Below are 25240 nucleotides of genomic sequence, written 5' to 3'. Positions count from 1 at the left end.
ACTAGAGATGCTTTTATTAGATTGAGCTACCCTTTTATATCAACCATAAAATAGCTAAGAGACAGTAATTTATATGCAAGATAAACCCTACATTCTGATCATTGATGATGAAAAAGATATCTGCAACCTCGTAAGTGATATTTTACAGGACGAGGGCTATGAAGTTGCAATGGCCTACAATGGTGCAGAAGCCAAAGCATTAAAAGCTAAACGTGAGCCTGATCTTATTCTCCTTGATATTTGGATGCCTGATATTGATGGAATCTCTCTGTTAGAAGCTTGGCATGATAATGGGGAGTTACATTGTCCTGTAATTATGATGAGCGGCCATGGGACTTTAGAACACGCCATTGAAGCAACAAAACTTGGCGCGGCTGATTTTCTTGAAAAACCCCTAACGCTTGCAAAACTCTTATTAGTGGTTGAAAAGACATTAGCAGAATCTCAAGAAGCGCCGCCGACCTTTCAACAAGAGAGAATCCATCCGCTCCCTATCAAACCATTTGAACCTATTGGCAGAAGCCCTATGATGAATACGCTACGCCAAAAGCTAAAAGAAGCTGCAAAATCAGATTCTAATATTTTGCTCATTCATACCTTTGGTTCTGAAATTGCCGGCATTGCAAGTTATATTCATACCAACTCTCAACAAAAAAATGCCCCATTTTTAGAGTTAAGTTTTAATTCTTTAACCCTCAATGAGGTTAAAGAGCTCATTGAAAATACCGAAAAACGCTCACAGTTATTACAATCTGTAGAAGGCGGCACTCTTTACTTAAGCAACCTTGAACAAGCCGATGAACAGACACAGCGTTTAATCTATGATCTTTTACAAACTAAATCTTATCTTCATCCACAAACAGGGACTTTAACAGCTTCTAATATTCGCTACCTCTTCTCAGCGCAGCCTAGCCTCTATTCATTGGTTGATAGTGGCGATTTTAATGAAGGCTTATGGCATCTTATTAATGTTGTTGTAATAGAAATCCCCTCTCTTTCTGAGCACCCTGAAGATGTTCCTGAATTAATTAGCTATTATGTCCATCACTTTGTAGAAGACAAACATCTTACCTATCGTCACTTTTCAATTGCGGCGCAAAATAGACTCCGCAACCACCACTGGAAGGGCAATAATCTTGCGCTTAAAAATATTATCCAACGTCTATTAGTACTTGGAAAAAGCGATGAAGTCACACTAGAAGAGGTAAATAGTACTTTAGAACATGATCTTAAAATGGAGCAAAATGATCCTTTAGCCATTACAGATCATCTACTTTTACACCTGCCTTTAAGAGAAGCGCGTGAACAATTTGAAAGAGCGTACCTTATCGCACAATACGAGAGATCTGAGGGGAATATTGCCAATCTTGCAGAGCTTGTAGGAATGGAGCGAACAAACCTCTATCGCAAACTTAAATCACTCGATATCGATCCTAAAAAAGGTTACTAATTGATGCTATAAACGCATCTATACATAAAAAAAGATCTACAAGATAGATCGGCAATTGAGGGCTTAATAATTACTTTCAGCCCTTTTTTATTCAAATAACAATACAGATAGGCTATTGAAATATAATAAATTAACGCTTTAGCCTTCTCAATAGTTCACCCTATCAATAGATGATTATTGGAGATCTACCTCATGACTGATAATGAATTACTCAATAATATTCAACAAATCAATCATCGCATCGAAAAGGCAGCATTATCCGCAGGAAGAGATCCTCAAGAGATATCATTGCTTCTTGCGACTAAGACCCGCTCTCCTGAGTTAATTAATAGAGCAATAGCATTAGGATATGGACTCATTGGTGAAAATAGAGCCCAAGAGCTTGTTGAAAAAGCGCCCTTCCTATCAAAGGCACAAACAGCCATCACTCCAAGAGAGACTCATTTTATCGGCGCCCTGCAAGGTAATAAGGTCAATGAAGTGACGGCTATTGCCGATTGCATTCAAAGCGTTGATCGTATTCGTATTGCTCGTAGAATCAATCAATATGCCCTTGATCATGACTTAAAGCGTAGCATTATGATTCAAGTAAACAGTAGTAGAGATCCTAATAAGCAAGGATTGATGCCGGAAGAACTGCCTGATTTTTTAAAAGAGATGACTAACTTTAGCCAACTCTCTATTAGAGGTTTGATGACTATCGGTCTACAATCTGATGATGAAATGATCATCCGCCGTGGTTTTGCGGAACTTAAAACCTTACGTGACAAGATGATTTCTGAAGGTTTATTAGCCAAAACAGCAATTGACCTCTCCATGGGAATGAGTCAGGATTTAGAACTTGCAATCCTTGAAGGTGCCACTATTATCCGAGTTGGTAGCGATATTTTTGGAGCAAGATCGTAATATTAACGATTCACTTTACAAATTAATTTTAATTTTTTTTATAAATTTCCTTGAAGTCTGAATTTTTGTTCCCATATTGTATTCAGACATAGAAATGACTTACTTACGATATAAGCTCATTGCTAGCAAAAAAACACTATTAAAAAAACATAGATTAAAGGAAATTTAATAATGGCTAAAATTATTGGTATTGACTTAGGTACAACTAACTCATGTGTTGCCGTAATGGAAGGCGACAAGGTTCGTGTTATTGAAAACGCCGAAGGCGATCGCACAACCCCATCAATTGTGGCATATACTCCAGATGAAGTTTTAACAGGTGAGCCGGCAAAACGTCAGGCGATTACGAATCCTAAAAACACTCTATATGCTATCAAACGTCTTATTGGTCGCCGTTTTGATGATGCAGAAGTTCAGAAAGATAGCAAAATCGTTCCGTTCTCTATCATCAAAGCTGACAATGGCGATGCGTGGGTTTCAGTATTAGAAGATCAAAAAATGGCGCCGCCAGAAGTATCAGCACGAGTTCTGATGAAAATGAAAGAGACTGCTGAAAAATACTTAGGGGAAAAAGTAACAGAAGCAGTCATCACTGTTCCTGCTTACTTTAATGACGCACAACGTCAAGCAACAAAAGATGCGGGTAAAATTGCAGGTCTTGATGTAAAACGTATCATTAACGAACCAACAGCGGCAGCGCTTGCATATGGTCTTGATAAAGATTCACAAGGCGAGCGTAAAGTTGCAGTATTTGACTTAGGTGGTGGTACATTTGATATCTCAATCATTGAAATTGCGGACTTTGATGGTGATAAGCAATTTGAAGTTCTTTCAACAAATGGAGATACCTTCCTAGGTGGTGAAGACTTTGACAACGCAATCATCAACTACCTTGTAGCTGAATTCAAAAAAGAGACAGGTATTGACTTACAAAATGATCCATTAGCGCTTCAACGCTTAAAGGATGCCGGTGAAAAAGCGAAAATTGAACTCTCTTCAGCACAACAAACAGAGATCAATCTTCCATATATCACTGCAGATAACACAGGTCCTAAACATTTAAATATTAAAATGACCCGTGCAAAACTTGAAGCATTAGTGGAAGATCTTGTTGATCGTACGCTTGAGCCATGCCGTATAGCTCTTAAAGACGCAGGTCTTTCAGCGAGCCAAATCAACGATGTTATTCTCGTTGGTGGTCAAACGCGTATGCCGAAAGTTCAAGAGAAGGTAAAAGAGTTCTTCGGTAAAGAGCCTCGTCATGATGTAAACCCAGATGAAGCTGTTGCATCAGGAGCGGCAGTGCAAGGTGGGGTTTTAGGTGGGGATGTGAAAGATGTTCTTCTTCTTGACGTAACACCATTATCGCTTGGTATTGAGACAATGGGCGGCGTGATGACTAAACTCATCGAGAAAAACACCACAATCCCAACAAAAGCAAGTCAAGTATTCTCAACAGCACAAGATAACCAACCTGCTGTGACAATTCATGTACTTCAAGGGGAGCGCCCACAAGCTGCACAGAACCATTCACTTGGTCAATTTGATCTTGCGGATATTCCACCAGCACCACGTGGCACACCACAAATCGAAGTTACTTTTGATATTGACTCAGACGGTATTATGAATGTATCTGCAAAAGATAAAGCAACAGGTAAAGAGCAATCTATCCAGATCCGTTCTAACTCTGGTTTATCTGAAGATGATATCGAGAAAATGGTTAAAGATGCCGAGAAATTTGCAGAAGAAGATAAGAAATTCCAAGAGTTAGTATCAGCTCGTAACATGGCTGAGCAGATGATTCACGCTTCAGAAAAATCATTAAAAGATTTAGCTGAAAAAGTTGAAGAATCTGAGAAAACAGCGATTGAAGCTGCAATCGAAGAGCTCAAAGAATCAGTTAAAGGCAATGATCTTGAAGATATCAATGCTAAAACTGAAAAATTAACAGAGCTAGCAGGCGCTTTAGCACAAAAAGCATACGCAGAACAAGGCGGAGAAACAGGTGCTGAAGGGGCAGAAGCAAAAGACGATAACGTTGTTGATGCTGAGTTCGAAGAAGTAAAAGATGAGAAAAAAGATAAATAATTTATCTTAAATTAGATAGTAAATCAGGATACCTCGAAAGAGGTATCCTCTTTTATAGTAGCGCCCTACGATGATTGAGGCTTAAAAAATAGAATATCAACCACGATAATAAGACCTCTTATCAATCAGGATATTTAAATAAGTTTCCCGATCGATAATATGTTTTAATATCCCCCAGATATTTATCAAAACATAAATAAACTAGATCTCTTGCACTCTAGTTACCAAGATCGAATCATACTATCGATCACTCTCACCATGTATTTGGTGATTAATGACAAAATTAGCAGATTTAACAGTAAGGAATAAGCATATATGTCGGAACGCGATTATTATGAAGTCTTAGGAGTGTCTAAAACAGCGACACAAGATGAGATTCGTAAAGCTTATAGACGTCTTGCGGGAAAATATCATCCCGACCGTAACGTAGACAATAAAGAAGAAGCCGAAGAGAAGTTTAAAGAAGTCCAAAAAGCTTACGAAGTCCTCTTTGATGAGGAGAAACGCCGTATGTATGACCAGTTTGGTCATGCGGGTGTTAATGGTCAAGCAGGTGGCGGTCAAGGCGGCTTTGGAGGTTTTGGCGGCGGCGGTGACTTTGGTGATATCTTTGGTGATATGTTCGGTGATATCTTTGGTGGCCGTGGCGGCGGTGGTCGTAGTAGTGGGCCACGCGCCTATCGTGGTGATGACATTGGCTACCAACTTGATATTACTTTAGAAGAAGCCGTATTTGGTACCACAACCCGCATTACCGTACCTACAACCGTCCATTGCCATTACTGTAATGGCTCAGGAGCAGCTGAAGGCTCTGAACCAATAACTTGCCCAACTTGTCATGGTACCGGTCAAGTTCGTGTTTCTCAAGGATTCTTCTCTGTACAACAGACCTGCCCTGACTGTCATGGTCGTGGTAAGAAAATCACCAATCCATGTACACACTGTCATGGTAGCGGTAATGTGAAGAAAAATAAAACCCTTGAAGTCAAAGTCCCAGCCGGAGTTGATACGGGTGATAGAATCCGCTTATCTGGTGAAGGCGAAGCGGGTGAAAATGGAGGTCCTAATGGGGACTTATATGTTCAAATCCGCGTAAAAAGACATGCGATCTTTACTCGTGAAGATGAAAATCTCTACTGCGAAGTACCGGTAAGCTTTACAACAGCGGCATTAGGTGGAGAGATTGAAGTCCCAACGCTTGATGGTCGAGTCAATCTTAAAATCCCCGCAGAAACTCAAACAGATCGTGTCTTTAGACTCCGCGGTAAAGGGGTAAAACCTGTACGCGGCGGCATGCAAGGGGATCTCTACTGCTCTATTAAAGTTGAAACGCCGGTAAAACTCAGTAATGAACAGAAAGAGATGCTCCGCCAATTTGGCGAAACACTTGGAGAAAACCATGCTCCAAAACAAAACGGTTGGCTAGATAAAGCAAAACGATTCTTTGAAGATCTTGGTAAGTAATCTATTACCTAGCCTCTTTGTTAAAAGCTTCCAAGTTTTTTGGAAGCTTTTTTTATGTCCGATCTTTTTTCACATTAAACTTAAGTCTAAATATTTACTACAAAAAAACTCCCCTTAAAGACCATGCTCTTCTCTACACTCCTTTTCCAGTTTTTAATAATTTTGGAATGATTTTGGAATGATTTTTATAAAAACGAACTCCTCTCAAATGACTATCCACTTAATCAATTTTATAAAAATCCTCATTCTTCCTTTCACCCTTTAAAAGATAGATCTGATAATGTTTCACTAAACAGCCACAAACTTGCTTAAAATATTGTCGATAAAAAAACTTCACAAATTTTAAATACAGTTTATGATATGGAAGTTTTGTGCCCAGGAAACAGCAATAACAAAGGTGGCAAAGCACTCATCTATTTTTAATAAAATTAATTTTTACATGGAGTGAACCACGATGTCTGAAGATGTCAATTATAGCCAAGGAACCGTCCCTTTAAACCAACGAAAAAGCTTACTATCTCTGGCATTTATTATGCTAGGACTCACCTTTTTCTCAGCAAGCATGCTAGCAGGTGGACGAGTTGGCGCTGGTCTGAATCTTAATAATTTCTTTATCGCCATTATCATTGGTAACTCATTTCTCGCCATTTATACCGCATTTTTAGGATTTATTGGGGTCAAAACAGGGTTAACAACGCATCTTTTAGCACGTTATGCTTTTGGTCGCCGCGGTGCTTGGCTCCCCTCCCTTCTTCTTGCGGGCACACAAGTAGGCTGGTTTGGAGTGGGGGTTGCTATGTTCGTCATCCCTGTTAGTGAGGTAACTGGCATTAATCTCTATTTACTCATCATCCTTGCCGGCGCTTTAATGACGGGAACTATGTATTTTGGAATTGGTGCAATTGCCGCTCTTTCCATTCTAGCTGTCCCTTCTATGACTATTCTTGGCGTTTATTCTGTATGGGAGGCGGTCTCTTCTGTCGGTGGCATAAAAGTACTTGCGACAATTGAACCGACTAATCCTTTAACAATGGCAAGTGCGCTTAGCATTGTGATTGGTTCTTTTATTAGTGCCGGAAGTTTAACCGCTGACTTTTTACGATTTGGTAAAAATGCTAAAACGGCAATCATTGTGGCTGTTCTTGCCTTTTTTATTGGTAACTCTCTGATGTTTATCTTTGGTGCCATGGGAACGTTAGCGCTTGGAAAGGCCGATATTTTTGATGTCATGCTTCTTCAAGGACTCATTATTCCAGCAATTATTATCTTAGGCTTAAACATCTGGACGACTAATAATAATGCGCTTTACGCATCTGGCTTAGGTTTTTCGAGTATCACAGGAGTTTCTAGCCGTAAACTCTCAATGATTTTAGGCTTTATCGGAACGATTACTTCTCTGTGGCTCTATAATAACTTTGTCGATTGGCTCGTCTTTTTATCTTCAGCTATTCCTCCCATTGGAACCATTTTAATTGCGGACTTTTTTATGAACCGCCAACGTTACACAGAAATTGCTAAAATGAATGATATCTTTGTAAACTGGAATGCGATTATCGCTGTCGCTTCTGGTGTTATTGCGAGTTATTCTCTCAATGGAATTGTTCCTCTTAACTCAGTAATAGCAAGCCTTATCACTTACGTGTTGCTTGAAAAAATCATCGGCGCTAAAAACCATATTCGATAGGAGTCACTATGACAACAATGATTCAAAATGCTCGCCTTCGCCATCAAGATGGCTTGTGGCAAATCATCATGAAAGATGGCAAATTTAGCCAAATTATCCCACAAGACTCTACCCTTGATTTAGGGGAAGATCTGAAAATCATTGATGCTGAAGAAGGCTTGGTGATTCCTCCCTTTATTGAACCTCATATTCATCTTGATACTACCCAAACAGCGGGTGAACCTAAATGGAATGAGTCAGGTACTCTCTTTGAAGGGATTGAACGCTGGGCAGAAAGAAAAGCAATGCTCGATGAGGCTGATGTAAAACGCCGAGCACTCACCACTTTAAAATGGCAAATCGCTAACGGTATTCAACATGTTAGAACCCATGTTGATGTTTCTGACCCTACATTAACAGCCCTCAAAGCAATGCTTGAACTTAAAGAAGAGATTCGAGATTTTATTGACGTGCAGATTGTAGCCTTCCCTCAAGAAGGGATTCTCTCATTTCCAAATGGTAAAGAGCTTCTGGAAGAGGCAATGAAGATGGGGGCTGATGCCGTTGGTGGCATTCCTCATTTTGAATTTACTCGTGAATATGGGGTGGACTCTTTAAAATATGTATTTGAACTTGCAAATAAATATGATCGCTTAATTGATATTCACTGTGATGAAATTGATGATGAACAATCTCGCTTTGTTGAATCTGTGGCCGCATTTGCACACCGCGATGGTATTGGCGCAAAAGTAACGGCAAGCCACACAACGGCAATGGGCTCTTATAATGATGCTTATGCATCACGTCTTTTCCGTGTTTTTAGACTCTCAGGCATTAACTTTGTGGCAAATCCCTTAGTAAATATCCATCTTCAAGGTCGATTTGATAGCTATCCTAAACGTCGTGGAATGACGCGTGTTAAAGAGCTCCTAAAATCAGGATTAAATGTCTGCTTTGGCCATGACGATGTCTTTGATCCTTGGTATCCTCTTGGTACGGCGAATATGCTACAAGTCCTACATATGGGAATGCATGTAGGACAAATGATGGGGTACCCAGAGCTCAATAATGGCTTAAATCTCATTACTGAAAATAGCGCCCGAACGTTACATCTTCAAGATTACGGCATTGAGGTCGGTAAATCTGCAAACTGTATTATTTTACCTGCAGAAAATGGTTTTGACGCACTTCGCCGCCAAGTCCCAACGCGCTACTCTATTCGTAAAGGGAAAATTCTAGCAGAAACAACTCTGCCAGAAACACATATTATGCTCAATGATACAGAGCGCGTGACGTTTCGCCGCTAAATAATCTTTTTATTAAAATGGACACAAGCTCTACTTAAAAAGTGGAGCTTTTTTATTATTTTAGTTTGATATTTCTTCTGATTTTAATAGTTCATACCTTTTAGCAAAATCAGACTCAGAATTAACACTATTATATGGCCCGCTCAGTTTTTAAAACTGATTTCACTATAAATGGATTAAAAAATCTTTACCTACTGCTCAAGGAATCTTTTTTAATAAAACTTTAATGATATTCATGAATTAAAATAAAAACATTCAATACTTTATCTCTACATTTTCTCAAAAAATAGAAGCCTTTATCAATGATATAATATTGTTGTGGTGTATTTTTAATCTTTCAGTCATAATTTAAATACCAATTTCATGACCTACTTCAGGCTCTTGACTGTAAATAGCAGTAAACTTGGGTATAATGAAATCAGACATCAGAATTAATAATTTTTAACCCACTCTTACATTAGGAGAATCAAATATGAGTTCAAAATATCAGACGATTTTAGTTCCTGTTGATGGATCAGAAGCTTCCCTTAAAGCACTTGATCGTGCAATTGAATTGGCGAAGTTCTATAGCAGTAAGTTAGTTATCGCACACGTAATTGATGTTCGCTCATATTCACTTGCTATCGCTTATAGAGAACCTCTTGAAGAGTATGCAGAAGACAATGCGAAAAAAATCTTAAGTGCTGCAGAAGAGAAAGCGAAAGCCGAAGGTTTAACAGATGTCACGACCTTGAAAAAAGAAGGTTCTCCAAGAAGTGCTATCGCTAAGAAAATTGCACCTGAAGTTAAAGCAGATCTAATTGTGATGGGTGCAACAGGTTATGGCATGGTTGAAAGAATGTTCGTAGGCTCAGTATCTGAAAGCACACTTCGCTACGCAACTTGCGATATGATGATTGTTCGCTAAGATCAAAGTCAACACAAAAAACACACATCATTAAATACTCAAAGCCCTTTTCGATAATTCGAGAAAGGGCTTTTCTTATACCTTAAGAGTTCACTCCTGTTAAACTATAGTAAAATCGGTTTAAAAGTGACTGAATCAGATTGCCGGCACATCGATTATAAGAAGCGCAAGAATAGTTCTATCTGGCAGCGTGCAAGCAAATTTGATACACACTCTATTACCTTAATACTTTTAAAATAGTGTTTCTTAAACCAAATCGACTATAACACCTCTTTTACCATAAACTACTAACATACCCTTCTTAACTATGAACCAAATTCTTGTTGATGCCGATGCTATTCCTAATGTTTTAAAAGAGATCTTATGCCGCGCGGCAATCCGTGAAAAAGTGATTGTGACATTTGTTGCTAACCAACATGTTCAGCTCCCAAGATCCCCTTTTATTAAATCTGTACAAGTCCTTTCAGGATTTGATGTAGCAGACCAAAAAATTGTCGATCTTACTAAAAAAGATGACCTTATCATCACTGCCGATATCCCGCTTGCAAAAGATGTGTTAGATAAAGGGGGATTTGCACTCACCCCTAGAGGGAGTTTTTATGATTTAGGCACTATTGATGCTAAGCTGACAATGCGGGATTTTAACGAAACATTAAGAGGTAGCGGTATTCAAACAAAAGGCCCTGATCCGCTATCACAACGAGATCGTCAACTTTTTACCAATAGCTTAGATCTATGGCTAAGAGATCACCACCGTTAAAGACTTATTGTCAAAACACCAAAAGCGAGCCTTTCATTCCTCTTTAAGCCAAATATTGCTACACTAACGGCAAATAAATCAATCTTAAAACTGCTGAGTTTTCTCACCCAACCTCTCAGCAACTATTCATAAAAGGGAATTTTCATGAAACTTATCCGTAATATTCTTGGTAAAGCCATTATTTTCTTTGACAGAACGTTTGCCCCAACACCGGTAAAACGCTCAGCTGAAGCGCAAGCTATGATTGATGAAAAAACAAAGAATCTGGCACTTTATCAATATCATATGTGCCCTTTTTGTGTAAAAGTTCGTCGCACCATGACGCGTTTAAATCTCCATATTGAATTAAGAGATGCTAAAGGAAATGAAACTTTTGCCAATGAGCTTCTTAATGAAGGGGGCAAAAAACAGGTTCCTTGCCTACGCATCCAAAATGAAGATGGTTCTGTAAACTGGATGTATGAATCAGATACTATTAATCAATATCTTGAAAGTTTAACCGCAGCTGGAAAATAATTTACAAAAGTATTGCACAACTTACTCGATATATAAAAGCTCTAGCAAAAAGCCCCTAAATGTATTCCATAGAATAATTTAGGGGCTTTTTTTATAAACTTATATCTGATTTTATTAAATCATTAATGGCTACAAAGTAACTTATTTAAAAAAAATTAAACTAAGGCTTTTGCTGCTGTTAATGCTGCATCATAATCAGGCTCTGTTGTCACTTCTTTGACATATTCCACATAGCGCACAACATCATCTTTATCAATCACAACAACGCCGCGTGCTAAAAGAGCTAGACCTTCAATTTCAAAACCATATTCAACACCGAAATCATGTGTTTGATAATCTGAAAGAAGATGGTTATTTTCCAGCTTATTTTCACCAGCAAAACGTTTCTGTGCAAAAGGTAGATCTACAGAGATCGTTAATACAACGGTATCTTGAAGTGCCGCCGCTTCTGATTCAAACTTCTTCGTTTGAATAGAACAAACACCGGTATCGATTGATGGAACCACTGAAATAATTTTTACTTTTCCGGCAAAATCAGCTAATGAAACAGGTTTAAGATCAAAGTTTACCACTGTGAAATCTCTCGCCTTATCACCTACCACTGTTTCAGACCCAATTAATATAATTGGATTACCGCCCATTGTAATATCTGTTCTATTTGTCATGATGCATCCTTCCCTTATTCAAATTATAAGATTGCCAAAATTACCAGTTGCAAAATCACACAAACTCAATAATTTTGTCACTAAAATCATAGTAGCATAAGGGCAATTGAAGCAATAGCATTAAAATAGGACTAAAACCGTGCTATATCTCTCAAGTAAGAGAAATTGCGCTATAGCTAATGATCACACTTAATACAATCATTTTATATCACCGGATCCTTCTTGATATCTGTAGATCTAGGATAACTTTAAAACTACTCATAATGGAGTTTCATATCCCCTGTTTTTATCCAATTTTTCTGATAAAACCATTTAGCTAATAAAAAGCTAATTAGCGCCGGCAAGATAAAATGGCAAATTAACACATAAATTGCCGTCGTTAAGGTAAAGCCCATTGCCTCAAATGCCATAAACTGCCCTACAAAACCGCTTGTTCCCATACCCGCACCTGCGGCATTATTGGTCATTTTAAAAAGTACAACGCCAATAGGCGCTGCGATAATCCCGGCAACTGTCGGCGGAATCAAAATTAAAGGATTTTTAATGATATTGGCAATTTGTAACATGGAAGTTCCAAGACCTTGCGCTAAGAATCCCCCAAATCCATTTTCACGATAACTACTTGTGGCAAAACCAATCATCTGTGCACTACAACCAATCACAGCCGCTCCTGCCGCCAAACCATCTAATCCGAGCATAAATGAGAGCGCCGCACTTGAAATAGGCGCTGTTAAGGCAAGTCCCATTAATGTTGCAACCAAAATAGACATCACAAATGGTTGCTGCTCTGTTGACCAATTAATAAGCTCTCCTAAACCTTGCATTAGCTCACTAATGGGAATTCCCACCCATTTTGCGACCCAAAATCCGACCACAAACGTGACAAATGGGACTAAAATAATATCCAATCTTGTCACTTTATAAACTAGCTTTGCCACTTCAACAGCAATAAGTACAGCAACATAAGCCCCCGCAGGTCCCCCTAAGTGATTCCCAAATGCGCCTACAAAGACTGCTGAAAAAAGAATTAAAGGTGGTGCTTTTAAACTTGCCGCTATCGCCACGCCTATTGCACCCCCAACAATTTTTGCATCCATTGCAAAGCTACCTAGCTCAACAAATGACTCAATCCCAAATTGTTGCCCTAATGTTTTGATAATTAACCCCATCAATAATGATGAGAAGAGCCCTAGAGCCATATAGCTCAAAGCATCTATAAAATAGACTTTAGGAGAAAGTGAAATCCCTTTATCTGCAAGTATAGGAAAGCGTGCCATGGCTTAAAAATTTCCTTTTTTAATCAATGTTGATAACAATTAATAAAATAACAACTTGTAAGAATCATAGCTTATAGCGCCGTAACATACATTATCTATTCTCCTTTTTACCACTTACCAAAGAAGATGTTTCAATCTAATACTTTGATATAGATCGCTTATGCCTATAAAGTATTCACAATAAATATTGAAGATTATTAATAAAGTCGTGTAAGGTATCTCACATAAGAGCCCATAAACTATAAAAGAGAAGAAATTCCTCTCAAATTTACAATTATTGAGATTAACCTGTCCTAAAACTAGGGTTCTTATGCATAAAATAATAATAAGTAATCTAAAATAAAGGAGCGTCACGATGGAATTACTCGCAGGCATTGAGACTATTGCCGCAGAAATGGTCAAAGTCCGTCACCATCTACATCAAAACCCAGAACTAGGATTTGAAGAGCATGAAACCTCAAAACTTGTTGCAGAGAAATTAACAAAATGGGGCTATCAAGTTACTACAGGAATTGGTAAAACAGGTGTTGTAGCAAAATTAGTGACAGGAGCTGGCCCTGCTGTTGGGCTTCGGGCAGATATGGATGCGCTCCCTATTTTAGAAGAAAATAACTTTGCCTATAAAAGCCAAAAGGAAGGATTAATGCATGCTTGTGGTCATGATGGTCACACAGCAACCCTCCTTGCTACTGCAAAATATCTAGCTGAAAACCCGCATTTTAAAGGGACTCTCAATCTCTTTTTTCAACCTGCCGAAGAAGGTCTTGGCGGGGCGAAAGCAATGATTGATGATGAGGTTCTTAGCACATTTCCATGTGATGCGATGTTTGGCTTTCATAATATTCCCGGTTTACCCGTTGGCCATTTTGGTTTTCGAAGGGGAGCTGCAATGGCCTCTTCAGATAGAGTCACAGTTAAAATTCAAGGCCGTGGGGGGCATGGTGCAATGCCGCATTTAGCCGTTGACCCTACAATGATTGCAGCCTCTATTATGATGAATTTACAAAGCGTGGTATCTCGTAATATTGATCCACAACATATGACAGTGATCTCTGTTGGTTCCATTCATGGCGGAAAGACATTTAATGTGATCCCAGATGCTGTAACGCTGCAACTCTCTGTAAGAAACCTTAATACAGAGACCCAAAATTTAGTAGAGAAAAGAATCAAAGAGCTTATTCATTTTCAAGCACAAAGCTATGGCGGAAGTGCAGAGATTGATTATATTCGCTCTTACCCTATTCTCTATAATTCAGAAAAAGAGACAGATTTTGCAGAAAATGTGGCAAAAGATGTCTTGGGGGAATCAAAAATTATTACTGATTTCCCTGCAATGACAGCCAGTGAGGATTTCTCATTCTTTGCAAATGAGTGCCCTTCTAGCTATCTCTTTGTCGGCAACGGATTATCAGGACCTCATGGCTGTTCTGTTCATAATCCCAAATATGATTTCAACGATGATCTCATCGCCATTGTTGCCAATTACTGGGCGCAATTAGTTTACCGTTTTTGCCCCCAGTAAATCTCATCGATAAGGGGCATTTCTTCTAAGAAACGCCCTTTCATCTCTAATATCAACAGTATTGATAGCCCATTTTTTTACGATGGGCTGGAGCTTTATTATGTTTAAAGTATCTAAAACAGATAGCCGCAGAACACGTATTAAAAACGTTGCTGGTATCACCATGGGTAATGCGATTGAATTTTATGATTTTGGAATTTATACCGTATTTGCCGTTCTTTTAGGAAAACTCTATTTTCCGGCAGAAAGTGATTTTGCAAAACTGCTCTTAACCTTTGCAACTATTGGTGTGGGCTTTATTACAAGACCTTTAGGCGCTGTATGTATTGGACTCTATGCCGATAAATATGGTCGAAAACCTGCACTATTATTAACACTTGCTTTAATGGGGCTTGGAACGCTTATCTTTGTCTTTACCCCAACCTACCAAACAATTGGGATTGCCGCACCTATTTTAATTATTTCTGCTCGCTTAATTCAAGGTTTCTCTTTGGGCGGCGAACTTGGTTCTTCAACCGCGATGTTAATGGAATATGCTGATAAAAATAACCGTGCCTTTTATGGTAGTTGGCAGATGTTCGGGCAAAACCTTAATAAGCTCCTAGCTTCTTTGATTGGGGGGATTTTAGGATTACTCCTCTCTGAAGAGTCCCTATCACTTTGGGGATGGCGTGTTGCTTTTGCGGTTGGATTAATCATTATTCCTATTGCGCTCTATATCCGCCGAAACTTGCCTGAAACAAAAGAAGAAAATGCCAATGAAGGTCAAGAGAAAGCCATTTTAAAAGAGCTATTTCAAGATCACATTAAAACCTTAATTGCTGGCGTTTTAATTATTTTAGGAGTCACTGCTTCTACCTATATTATCGCTTACTATATGGCAAACTACGCGGCAACACAGCTCAAAATCGACTTTAAATACACGGTTTGGGCGGTAACTGTTTCAGGTATTGTTCAAGTAATCTTATCGCCATTCTTTGGTATTTTAACGGATAAAATTGGCCGTAAGCCGATGTTATTCTGGAGCCGAGTAGGAATAACACTCTTTATTTATCCAGCATTTTTACTCATTAATAAATATCCAGAGCCCTATATGCTCTTTATTGTGGTGGGAATTTTAGCCTTCTTCCTCTGCGCTAATGGGATTGCAAGTATCGTGTTATGTGCTGAGATCTTCCCAAGTCGCATTCGTGCCACAGGACTATCCATCTCCTATAGCTTTACGGTGATGATCTTTGGTGGCTTTGCACAATTCTTTGTTACCCTATTAATCGGCTGGACAGATAATCCACTTTCTCCTTCCTTCTACGTCATTGTCACAGGCTTAATTAGTATGATCGCTCTCTTACTTGTTAAAGAAACAGCTGGTAAAGAATTAGAATAACTCTATTTTTTATTTCTTAAATATAGCCCCCTATTTCACTAGAAATAGGGGCTTTTCATTACAGATAAATAAAATCCTATAAAAAAAGCTAGAACTTCCAAGGATTACATCACTAAAGAAGCTCTAGCAAATAGGAGGAATAACTCCTAACAACATTCTTAAATAAAAAACTAATCGCTATTAATAGATCTCAAATAGTGCAGCTGCGCCCATTCCACCGCCGATACACATTGTCACAACCACATATTTAGCTTTTCGGCGACGACCTTCTAAAATCGCGTGCCCCGTTAAACGCGCACCTGACATTCCAAAAGGATGTCCTATCGCTATTGCGCCACCATTTACATTCATTTTGTTATTATCAATTCCTAAAAAATCCCGGCAATAGAGCGTTTGGACGGCAAAAGCCTCATTTAACTCCCAAAGGTCAATATCTTCGATCTTTAGTCCTGTTTGCTTTAAGAGTTTAGGAACGGCATAAATAGGCCCAATCCCCATCTCACCAGGTTCACAACCGGCAACAGCAAATCCCCTAAAAGCAGCTAAAGGCTCAATATTAAGTCTTTTTGCTTCTTTTAAACTCATTAAAACAGAAGCACTAGCGCCATCAGATAATTGACTAGCATTACCGGCAGTAACAGTTCCCCCATCATAGACGGGGTTAAGCTTCTCTAATCCTTCTAAAGTTGTGTTTCGAATTCCTTCATCATATTGCAATAAAACTTCTTCAAAAGTCTCTTCACCCGTTTCTCGATTCACGATTTTTTTAATCGATTGAAGAGGCACAATTTCATCTTGATAAATCCCAGCATCAACAGCCGCTTTAACTCTTAGCTGGCTCTGTAAACCATAGGCATCTTGCGCTTCTCGGCTAATACAATATTTTTTAGCGACATTTTCTGCCGTCTCAATCATGCTCATATAGATATCTGGGTGCGATGCTTTCAGCTTAGGTGATTGCTGAAAATAAGTATTGGTATGTTCATTAACCGTTAAACTAATCGACTCTAAGCCGCCGGCGACTGCAATAGGAATTTTATCAATCATAATTCGATGTGCAGCGCCAACAATAGCCTGTAAACCTGAAGCGCAAAATCGACTAACAACCATTCCAGGAACTTCTACCGGCAATCCCGCTTGCAAGGCTGATTGGCGAGCAATATTACCACCAGATGACCCTTCAGGCCTACCCACACCTAAAATCACCTCTTCAACACACGCAACTTCTATCCCTGCACGTAAAAGTGCTGATTCAATGACATGAGCGCCTAAATCGGCACTATATGTCTGATTAAATGCCCCACGATAAGCCCTACCAATAGGCGTTCTTGCGGTTGATACAATTACGACTTCATCCATCATTCATCCTTTTTTTGATAATCTGTAACACTTAAACCTTTTGCCACTAAATCAACTAGCAATGCCGAAGGCTGCCAATGTTTACCAAAATGCTTTGCAAAATAATTCATCTTTTCCAATACTTTCGGTAACCCAATAGTATCGGCATAAAACATCGGGCCCCCACGATAAGCGGGGAAACCGTAGCCGTGAATATAAACAAGGTCAATAGCGCTTGAGTGAGCCACAATTCCCTCTTCTAAAATTTTAAACCCTTCATTAATCAGGGCAAAAATCGTCCGCTCAACAATTTCAGCATCACTCCATACTCTGCGGTGAATATCCTTCTCTTTCGCGCAAGCTTCAATCACCATCTCGACAATAGGATCTGCAATTGGCGCATAGCTCCCTTTTTCATAACGATAATAACCGGCTCCCGTTTTTTGCCCAAAGCGCCCTATTTCACAGAGCCTATCACCAATGACTGAATCTCTAAAAGAACTTTTCGCCCCTTTTTCTTGTAATCTCTTACGCGCCGCCCAGCTAATATCTAAGCCTGCCATATCCGTCATGGTGAAAGGTCCCATCGCCATACCAAAATGGTAAAGCGCGTGATCCACCTGTGAAACGCTTGCACCCTCTTCTAAAACAAACAAAGCTTCATTGCGGTAGGTTGTTAACATCCTATTTCCGACAAATCCTTCACACACACCCACAACAACCCCAAGCTTATTCATGCGTTTACTAAGCTCAATCACACTATTTAAGGCATATTGAGAGGTCTTATCGCCTTTTACGACTTCCACAAGCTTCATAAGATGCGCTGGGCTAAAAAAGTGCATTCCCAAAAATAAGGATTCTCGCTTCGTAACCGCCCCTAATTCATTAATATCTAAACGAGAGGTATTACTAACAAAAATCGTTTCCTTAGCGCAAATCCCATCAAGTTGCTTAAAGATGGACTTTTTAAGATCCATATCTTCATAGACCGCTTCAATAACAATATCGGCATCAATAATCGTTTGATAATCAACATTACCTTGAATTAAGGAGAGCGCTTGATCTCTATCTACCGATTTAATACGCCCTCTTTGCAGCATCTTGTCATAAGTCTCTTTAATACCATGAAGCGCCTTTGCTAAAGCTTCAGGATTTTGCTCAATGATCGTTGTGGCAATCCCTGCATTCGCTAAACTCATGCAAATTCCTCTTCCCATCAATCCACCACCAATAACAGCTGCACATCGAATCTCTTTAAACTGATCAGGAACTAATCGAGGATATAATCCCTTTTCACTGGCAAAAAGATGCCTTAAAGCGGCAAATTGCTTCCCTGATAATAGCGCTAAAAAAGCAGCCCTTTCACTGGCAATGCCCTCTTGCAAAGGCATTTCATGGCTATTTAATACTGATTTTAAAGCCACATTTTGCGCATCATAACCTCGTTTTCGCTTCTCAATCCATTTTTTTAAATCAGCAATAATCTGCTCATCAGCATAATCAAGTGTCACTGGCGCTTCATCTATACGCTGAATACCTTCTTGCGCTTTCACAAATTGATATAGCTGCTGCCGATCTAAAGTCTCATAAAGCTCACTGATAATGCCAAGTTTTAAAGCTTCAGAGCCATCTACAACAGAGGCTTTCACAATTATTTCAGCCGCTTTTCCGATACCTTTTCCTATACTAATGACTCTTGGTAATAATTGCGTACCACCAGCGCCAGGAATAAGGCCTAAACTTACCTCTGGTAGACGAAATTGGGTCGATGAAAATCCCACACGCAAATGGGCAGCTAGTGCCAATTCAAAACCACCGCCAAAAGCAATGCCATTAACCGCAGCTACAATTAGCTTGGGGCTCTCTCTTATTAAGGTGATAAGTTCTGGTAATAAGGGAGATTTTGTCGCATTTGGGGTATTAAATTCATAAATATCAGCCCCAGCACTAAAAAACTTCCCATTCCCTTCAATGACAATCTTTGTTACTTGATCATCCTCTATCGCCGCTTGCAGCATTGAAAAAAGCGCCAATCTTAATGCAAACCCTAAGCTATTGACCTTCCCATCATTAATCGTTAAAAAGGCAATATCATTCACTAAGGTATATTGCACATTACTCATATGAACATGACTCATAATGTCTCCTTATACAATAATTTGTATTAACCTCTTGCAAAATAGAGTTGATGAATCTCCTCAAGATCAACCTCTTTTGCCTTAGAAGAAAAGATAACCTTGCCGCTTTGCATTAAATAGACATAATCTGCAATTCCCACAGCTCTATGCGTATTTTGCTCCACCAAAATAATGGTTTTATTCTCATTTTTAAGCTCTTCCAAAATGCCAAAAATATCATTCACAATACGGGGGGCTAATCCTAAGGAGGGTTCATCAATCAAGATAATATCCGGCTCCGACATCAAACCTCTTCCCATTGCAAGCATCTGCGCCTCACCGCCAGATAAAGACCCTGCAAGCTGTTTATAACGCTCTTTTAATCTTGGAAAACGAGTATAGATCTTCTCTAAATTCTCAAACCGATCAGCACGGCTCGCTTTTGGGTAAGCACCTATTAAAAGATTCTCTTCCACGGTCATCTCCCGAAATACCATGCGCCCCTCCGGAATTAAGCACATCTTTAAGTTATTCATATCCCAGGTGTTATAACGAGCTATTGACTGCCCATCTAAACTAATATCTCCTTGAGTTGCCGGTAAAAGCCCCATAATCGTTTTAAGAAGAGTGGTTTTCCCAGCGCCATTTGTGCCGATAATGGTTGTTAATTCCCCTTTTGGAAAACTCAAAGAGATATCCCAAAGAATATTAATATCGCCATAGCCTGCTTTAACATTATTGACTTCAAGCATAATCATCTCCTCCGGTATAGCTACGAATAACATCGGGATTTTGAAATACGACTTCTGGTGTATCGTTAGCAATCACTTGTCCAAAATCCAAAACGCACGCTCGACTACAAATTTTCATAATCGTTTCAATATCATGTTCTATGATTAAGATGCCGATATTAAGCTCTTTATGAAGCGAGTGAATAAGGTTCATAAAATACTGCTTGCCCTTCACTTCAAGCCCAGCTAATACCTCATCTAGCAGTAGCATTTTTGGCTTTGTCATTAATGCCTTCGCTACTTCCAGCGCTTTGAGCTCTGTTAATGCTAAATCTGTTGCCGCTTGCGCATGCTCTTTATCTTTAAGGTTCATAAACTCTAAAACCTTATTAAGATGTACTTCATCGACTTTTCCTGCCCCAAAACGTTGTGCCACTATTAGATTTTCTCTAACCGTCAGTTCATGCATGGGCTGCGGAATCTGAAAAGTTCTACCAATTCCTAATCTAGCAACTTTATGCAGTGCTTGGTTTTTCAAGGATTGCCCTTGGAATGTCACATCACCCTCAGAAGGTTTTACAATCCCTGAGACTGCATTAAACAGGGTAGTTTTACCGGCACCATTAGGCCCCACTAATCCGACAATTTCATGACTTCCTACATCAAAACTGGCATTATTAACCGCCACAAGGCCGCCAAATCTAATGGTTAAATTTTCAATCTTAAGCATGTTTCACCTCACGATTTTTTCTAAAAATTAATCCCACGATGCCACTTGGGCGATAGATAATCATGATGATTAAAAGTCCCCCTAAAAGAATCTGGTGCCCTGTTTGAATAATATTTTTAAAGACAAGCTGATCTAATAGATAGATAATAATTGCTCCGACAACAGGACCCGTTAAGGTGCGATAACCTCCACAGATTGCGGCGATAATCGGGATTAATGTCCAATCTGCATCAAAGGCAAACATCGGCTCAAGATAATTAATATAGTGTGCGCTAAATGCCCCTATAATGCCGGTCATAAAAGCAGAAACTAATAACATACTCGCCTTTAACCAAAGGCTATTAACGCCCACAACACGTGTTGCCGTCTCTGATTCCCCCATCGCTTTTAAGGCAAGACCATAGTTGCTTTTACTAATGAGATAATAGATGCCAACAAAAGCTGTGACGATCGTTAAGATCAAAAGATAGCTCATGACATTACTACTAAAATCAATCCCAAAAATAGTAGGTAGTGGCGGAATACCGGTAATACCTCCTGCGCCCCCCGTCATCCCTCGCCATTCTGTTGCGATGATTCTAAAAATATGCGCATAAGCAAGTAAAGAGAGTGCAAAGTAAGGCCCTGACAATTTAAGGGCTGGCATCATCGCAATGGAGATAAAAGCCGTAAAAGCTGCCGCTAATAAGATCGACATAAAGATCGGGATGCCATATTGCATGCTTAAAATAGCAGAAGCATAAGCTCCGACCCCAAAGAAACCAGCATGCCCAAAACTCATCATCCCGCCTAGGTTACTTAACAAAGACCACGCCGTTGCAATTCCTCCAATGGTTAATGCCGCAATCAAAGAGCTTAAAATATAATAGTTATTTCTAAAAATGACCGGCAATATTAAATAACCAATCAGTAAGGTAATAATCCCTAATACAACTTGTTTTCGATTAATCATGCCATTCTCCTTTTCCCACCAAATAGACCGTTAGGCATTACAAACAGCACTAAGAGAAATAATCCCATTCCGGTTAATTCCTGCAAAGATGAGCTAAATAGCGTAATGGTTAAAGACTCTACAACGCCTAATAAAATAGCGGCTAATAACACACCATGAATCGAACCAATACCTGCTAACACCGTGATAATAAATGCCTTAATCGTCAGACTATTGCCGATCTCTGGCTGAATAAAGCTTGTACTAAAAAGCGCAACTCCGGCAAATGAAGCTAAAACACCGGCAATAATAAAAGAGACAATTTCTGTGACACGAGGATTAATTCCCATTAATTTCGCCGCATCTCGATTATTAGATACAGCACGCACAGCACGTCCATACCAACTCTTTTTAAGCCACCAAGCACCCACTAAAAGCAGTACAATACTAATTAAGAAAAATACCCACTCACTATTCATACTAAAGAGATTACCTATCACTAGTGCATCTTGAAACCATGCATTTGCACTGGAATGCACATCTGATTTCCAGATGAGTAAGATGCCATTAGTTAAAACAATCGCACAGCCATAAGTGAGTAAGAGGGAGTTGAGCTCTCGATCTGATTTAATCAAATTCACTAATAGATAAATCACAACCGATAAACCGCACACCACAATCATCGCTAAAGGAATAGCTAAGAGCGGATGCGCTCCCAAAATCGTCTCACTTGCATAGGCAAGATAGGCAGCTAAAAGCACTAGCTCACCATGGGCTAAGTTAACGATTTTCATATTCCCAAAAACAATGGCTAGACCAAGCGCAATAAGCGCGTAACTACCCCCAAGCAATACTCCTGAAAAGAGTGCCTGTAATATTAATTCAAACATAATAAGATCCTTTTATTAGCCGTTTTACCAAGGCACGCCAGGCTTAACCATCTCGCCATTTGATGCCTCATCAGGATAAACAAGAACAACTTTCCCATTTTGATGCTGACCAATATTGGGCATAAAATAGGGGTTGTCGCCATTATCCTCAAACACTACTCGCCCAGTTAAAGTCACGCGATCTGTCTGCCTCATTTCATGAGAAATCGCTTTTGTTGAAAGATCACCCTTCTCAGCGGCGCGCTCAATCGCTTCAATTAATAGTATTGTTTGAACATAGCCATACTCGTTGAGATAATCTGGGCTTTTATTATTAAATAGTTCTTTAAAAGCCTTCTCAAAGGCAATGCCCTCATCATCTGTAAATTGCACAGGATAGGGGAGCATTTCTGTCCCTGAGATATGTTGCACAAGATCGGGGAATTCACTTGCCATCTTTGCGTTTGCAATCTGCCAAACACCCACGATCGCTTCTACATTGGGTTTTAAAATTCTAGCGGCCCTTAAAAATCCAATGTAATCATTCTCGTAGCCTAAAACATTGATAACATCTGGTTTATCTAATAATTTCACCTTATTAACAACGGGCTTAAAGTCCCGAATGGCAGGATCAAAAGGATGCAACTCAACTTCAACGCCAATCTCCTCCATCACTTTAGTTACATCACGTGCCAGCTCATAGGTCGATTTCTGCGTTGAATAGACAACAGAGAGTTTTTTAACCCCCATCTGCTCAAATAACCCTGTCATGGCTTTCACATACCCAAAGGTGTTATTGATCCTAAAAAAATTACGATACCCTTGCTGTACAAACTCCTCACTGGTGCCGCCTGAAGTAATGTAAACCATATCTACTTTATTAGCGGTAGAGGCAGCAGGCGCCACTAAGTCAGACGTTGCACCACCCGCAATTGCTAAAACTTTCTGTGATGATAATTGTGCAATGCCGGCGATGACTTTAGCTGGTGCTGATTCATCATCAACAGTGATTAACCGCACACGATATTTAGATTGCCGCTCATTATAAATTTTTACAGCTGTTTGCATGCCTTCATGCATTCCCGTTCCACCTCGAGCATTTTGCCCTGTTAATGATATTACGGCGCCAACTTGTAACTCTGTGCGATCCTTTGCAAAGAGTAACGAAGGGGCGGCAATCATTAATCCAAGCATAGCCATGCGGCTTATGCGAGTATAGATTCCTCTCATAACCATTCTCCCTAGTGTTATTATTTTTTTAAATAATGTTTAACAATTGTGCGTTAATTAACCTTTGTTGGTTGTTGTCGTATCGGTTAATGAAAAAGCGCACGAATTTTATTTAAAAGGCTACTTAATAATCTCTTTTTCTTGTAAAGCTTTAATCTCCTTTGATGAAAAACCCTCTTCTTGTAAAATTGAAAGACTCTCTTCCCCAAATTTAGGAGGCGCCAAACGGTAACTTGCCGGCGTTCTACTTAATTTTATGGGCGAGCCTATCCCTTGATAATCTCCGATTGAGACAATCATCTCACTATGCTTTGTATGAGGATGGTCAATGATTTCGGCAACATTTAATATCGAGCTACAAGGTACGCCTTGATGAATAAGCGTCTCTGAAATCTCCCTTCCATCATGATGAGAGAGATATTTTTCTAACAGTTGCTTTAACGCTTCACGATTTTTAGAGCGAGAGGCATTATCTTTAAAACGCGCATCTTTGCTAATTTCATCTGCTGCTAATACCTCACATAACTTTTGAAACTGACGATCATTGCCAACAGCAATAAAAATCTGACTCGTCTTTGTCTCATAAGTATCATAAGGGGCGATGTTAGGATGCGCGCTACCAGTTAATTGAGGAAGCTCTCCCGACCATAGATAATTAGGAATATGGGGTTGTAACAACGTCATCCCACTATCATAAAGAGAAGCCTCTACGAACTGTCCTTGTTCACTTCTCTCTCTCTCTTGTAATGCCATTAATATCCCTATCACAGCATTCATTCCCGTCACCATATCTACGATCGGGAGCCCAACTCTAATAGGACCACTCTCCTTAGTCCCATTAACACTCATCAAACCGCTCATCGCTTGAATAATAGAGTCATATCCGGGTAATCCCCCTAAAGGACCATCTTCTCCAAATCCAGAAATCCGGCATTGTATTAATCTTGGAAATTTTTTTGATAATACTTCCTTAAAACCAATGCCCCATTTTTCTAGTGTTCCAATTTTAAAGTTTTCGATTAAGACATCCGTGGTGGCTAATAACTTTAATAAGATTTCTCGCCCTTCTTCAGTTCGAAGATCTAATGCCATGCCTCTCTTATTACGATTAATCCCTGAGAAATAAGCCGCGCTCCCTTCTTTAAAAGGAGGCCCCCACATTCTCGTTTCATCACCCATGGGTGGCTCAATCTTAATCACCTCAGCGCCATGATCTGCAAGTACTTGCCCTGCAAATGGGCCCCCTAATACACGGCTTAAATCTAATACCTTAATGCCATTTAAAGCACTTAAATTCCCCATCTCCATTCCCTCATACTTTTTATTTATTATTTTTTTTAATATTTTTTAATGTGTTTTTTTAATATTGATGATGATATTTCATA

At 39.4% G+C, this 25240-nt stretch carries 21 protein-coding genes; 11 read left to right on the top strand and 10 right to left on the bottom strand.

All coding sequences use genetic code 11. The features are described 5' to 3' along the window. Nucleotides 1-73 precede the first annotated feature (73 nt). The 9 genes from MMG00_RS03130 (at nt 74) to MMG00_RS03090 (ending at nt 11061) form a co-directional block, all read left to right on the top strand. The gene (locus MMG00_RS03130) at nt 74-1450 is read left to right on the top strand and encodes a sigma-54-dependent transcriptional regulator (RefSeq protein WP_242151276.1); all 1377 of its coding nucleotides are present in this window, start codon (nt 74-76) and stop codon (nt 1448-1450) included. 192 nt (nt 1451-1642) lie between these two features. Beyond that, nucleotides 1643-2356 carry a YggS family pyridoxal phosphate-dependent enzyme gene (locus MMG00_RS03125; protein WP_242151273.1) on the top strand — a complete coding sequence of 238 codons (714 nt, stop codon included), beginning with the start codon at nt 1643-1645 and terminating at the stop codon, nt 2354-2356. Nucleotides 2357-2527: 171 nt separating this feature from the next. Beyond that, complete coding sequence (gene dnaK / locus MMG00_RS03120) at nt 2528-4444, top strand: molecular chaperone DnaK (protein ID WP_242151271.1); 1917 nt, start codon at nt 2528-2530, stop codon at nt 4442-4444. Nucleotides 4445-4759: 315 nt separating this feature from the next. Further along, nucleotides 4760-5908 (top strand): molecular chaperone DnaJ, encoded by a 1149-nt coding sequence (gene dnaJ / locus MMG00_RS03115; RefSeq protein WP_242151268.1) that lies wholly within the window; start codon nt 4760-4762, stop codon nt 5906-5908. 454 nt (nt 5909-6362) lie between these two features. Then, nucleotides 6363-7592 carry a cytosine permease gene (gene codB, locus MMG00_RS03110; RefSeq protein WP_242151265.1) on the top strand — a complete coding sequence of 410 codons (1230 nt, stop codon included), beginning with the start codon at nt 6363-6365 and terminating at the stop codon, nt 7590-7592. Nucleotides 7593-7600: 8 nt separating this feature from the next. Further along, nucleotides 7601-8878 (top strand): cytosine deaminase, encoded by a 1278-nt coding sequence (locus MMG00_RS03105; RefSeq protein WP_242151262.1) that lies wholly within the window; start codon nt 7601-7603, stop codon nt 8876-8878. A gap of 472 nt (nt 8879-9350) precedes the next feature. Then, nucleotides 9351-9785 (top strand): universal stress protein, encoded by a 435-nt coding sequence (locus tag MMG00_RS03100; RefSeq protein ID WP_242151259.1) that lies wholly within the window; start codon nt 9351-9353, stop codon nt 9783-9785. A 307-nt stretch (nt 9786-10092) separates the two neighbouring features. Further along, a complete protein-coding gene (locus tag MMG00_RS03095; RefSeq protein WP_242151256.1) occupies nt 10093-10545 on the top strand; it encodes a YaiI/YqxD family protein in 453 nt (150 codons plus the stop codon). A 144-nt stretch (nt 10546-10689) separates the two neighbouring features. Further along, nucleotides 10690-11061: a glutathione S-transferase N-terminal domain-containing protein gene (locus MMG00_RS03090; RefSeq protein ID WP_242151253.1), complete on the top strand. Its 372-nt coding sequence runs from the start codon at nt 10690-10692 to the stop codon at nt 11059-11061. Between the two features lie 155 nt (nt 11062-11216). Here the strand turns inward: MMG00_RS03090 and tpx are convergent, their stop codons facing one another. Next, nucleotides 11217-11726 (bottom strand): thiol peroxidase, encoded by a 510-nt coding sequence (tpx, locus tag MMG00_RS03085; RefSeq protein WP_242151251.1) that lies wholly within the window; start codon nt 11724-11726, stop codon nt 11217-11219. Nucleotides 11727-11980: 254 nt separating this feature from the next. Further along, nucleotides 11981-13003, bottom strand: coding sequence for a PTS sugar transporter subunit IIC (locus MMG00_RS03080; RefSeq protein WP_242151249.1), 1023 nt, complete (start codon nt 13001-13003; stop codon nt 11981-11983). A gap of 355 nt (nt 13004-13358) precedes the next feature. On the opposite strand from MMG00_RS03080, the gene MMG00_RS03075 reads away from it, so the two are divergent. Together MMG00_RS03075 and MMG00_RS03070 are read left to right on the top strand one after the other, a co-directional pair. Beyond that, nucleotides 13359-14525 (top strand): M20 aminoacylase family protein, encoded by a 1167-nt coding sequence (locus tag MMG00_RS03075; protein ID WP_242151247.1) that lies wholly within the window; start codon nt 13359-13361, stop codon nt 14523-14525. A gap of 100 nt (nt 14526-14625) precedes the next feature. Next, nucleotides 14626-15909: an MFS transporter gene (locus MMG00_RS03070; RefSeq protein ID WP_242151245.1), complete on the top strand. Its 1284-nt coding sequence runs from the start codon at nt 14626-14628 to the stop codon at nt 15907-15909. Between the two features lie 180 nt (nt 15910-16089). On the opposite strand, the gene MMG00_RS03065 is transcribed toward MMG00_RS03070, so the two are convergent. The 8 genes from MMG00_RS03065 to MMG00_RS03030 all read right to left on the bottom strand — a co-directional run bounded on the left by MMG00_RS03065 (nt 16090) and on the right by MMG00_RS03030 (nt 25157). Continuing rightward, entirely contained in the window at nt 16090-17268 is a 1179-nt protein-coding gene (locus MMG00_RS03065) for an acetyl-CoA C-acyltransferase (RefSeq protein WP_242153265.1), read from the bottom strand. Then, entirely contained in the window at nt 17268-19385 is a 2118-nt protein-coding gene (locus MMG00_RS03060) for a 3-hydroxyacyl-CoA dehydrogenase NAD-binding domain-containing protein (RefSeq protein ID WP_242151243.1), read from the bottom strand. Before MMG00_RS03060 ends, MMG00_RS03065 begins: the two co-directional genes overlap by 1 nt. 26 nt (nt 19386-19411) lie before the next feature. After that, a complete protein-coding gene (locus MMG00_RS03055; RefSeq protein WP_242151240.1) occupies nt 19412-20116 on the bottom strand; it encodes an ABC transporter ATP-binding protein in 705 nt (234 codons plus the stop codon). Then, nucleotides 20109-20825: an ABC transporter ATP-binding protein gene (locus tag MMG00_RS03050; RefSeq protein WP_242151236.1), complete on the bottom strand. Its 717-nt coding sequence runs from the start codon at nt 20823-20825 to the stop codon at nt 20109-20111. Before MMG00_RS03050 ends, MMG00_RS03055 begins: the two co-directional genes overlap by 8 nt. Beyond that, a complete protein-coding gene (locus MMG00_RS03045) occupies nt 20818-21777 on the bottom strand; it encodes a branched-chain amino acid ABC transporter permease (RefSeq protein ID WP_242151234.1) in 960 nt (319 codons plus the stop codon). The genes MMG00_RS03050 and MMG00_RS03045 overlap by 8 nt, the downstream gene beginning before the upstream one ends. Beyond that, nucleotides 21774-22646, bottom strand: a complete 873-nt coding sequence (locus tag MMG00_RS03040; RefSeq protein WP_242151232.1) for a branched-chain amino acid ABC transporter permease — start codon at nt 22644-22646, stop codon at nt 21774-21776. Before MMG00_RS03040 ends, MMG00_RS03045 begins: the two co-directional genes overlap by 4 nt. 24 nt (nt 22647-22670) lie before the next feature. After that, complete coding sequence (locus MMG00_RS03035) at nt 22671-23855, bottom strand: ABC transporter substrate-binding protein (RefSeq protein WP_242151228.1); 1185 nt, start codon at nt 23853-23855, stop codon at nt 22671-22673. Between the two features lie 120 nt (nt 23856-23975). Further along, nucleotides 23976-25157, bottom strand: coding sequence for a CaiB/BaiF CoA transferase family protein (locus MMG00_RS03030; protein WP_242151225.1), 1182 nt, complete (start codon nt 25155-25157; stop codon nt 23976-23978). Nucleotides 25158-25240 lie beyond the last annotated feature (83 nt).

The sequence above is a fragment of the Ignatzschineria rhizosphaerae genome, assembly GCF_022655595.1.
Classification (GTDB): Bacteria; Pseudomonadota; Gammaproteobacteria; order Cardiobacteriales; family Wohlfahrtiimonadaceae; genus Ignatzschineria; species Ignatzschineria rhizosphaerae.
The sequence above is the reverse complement of the archived record's forward strand: the minus strand, read 5'-3'. Positions and strand labels throughout refer to the sequence as shown.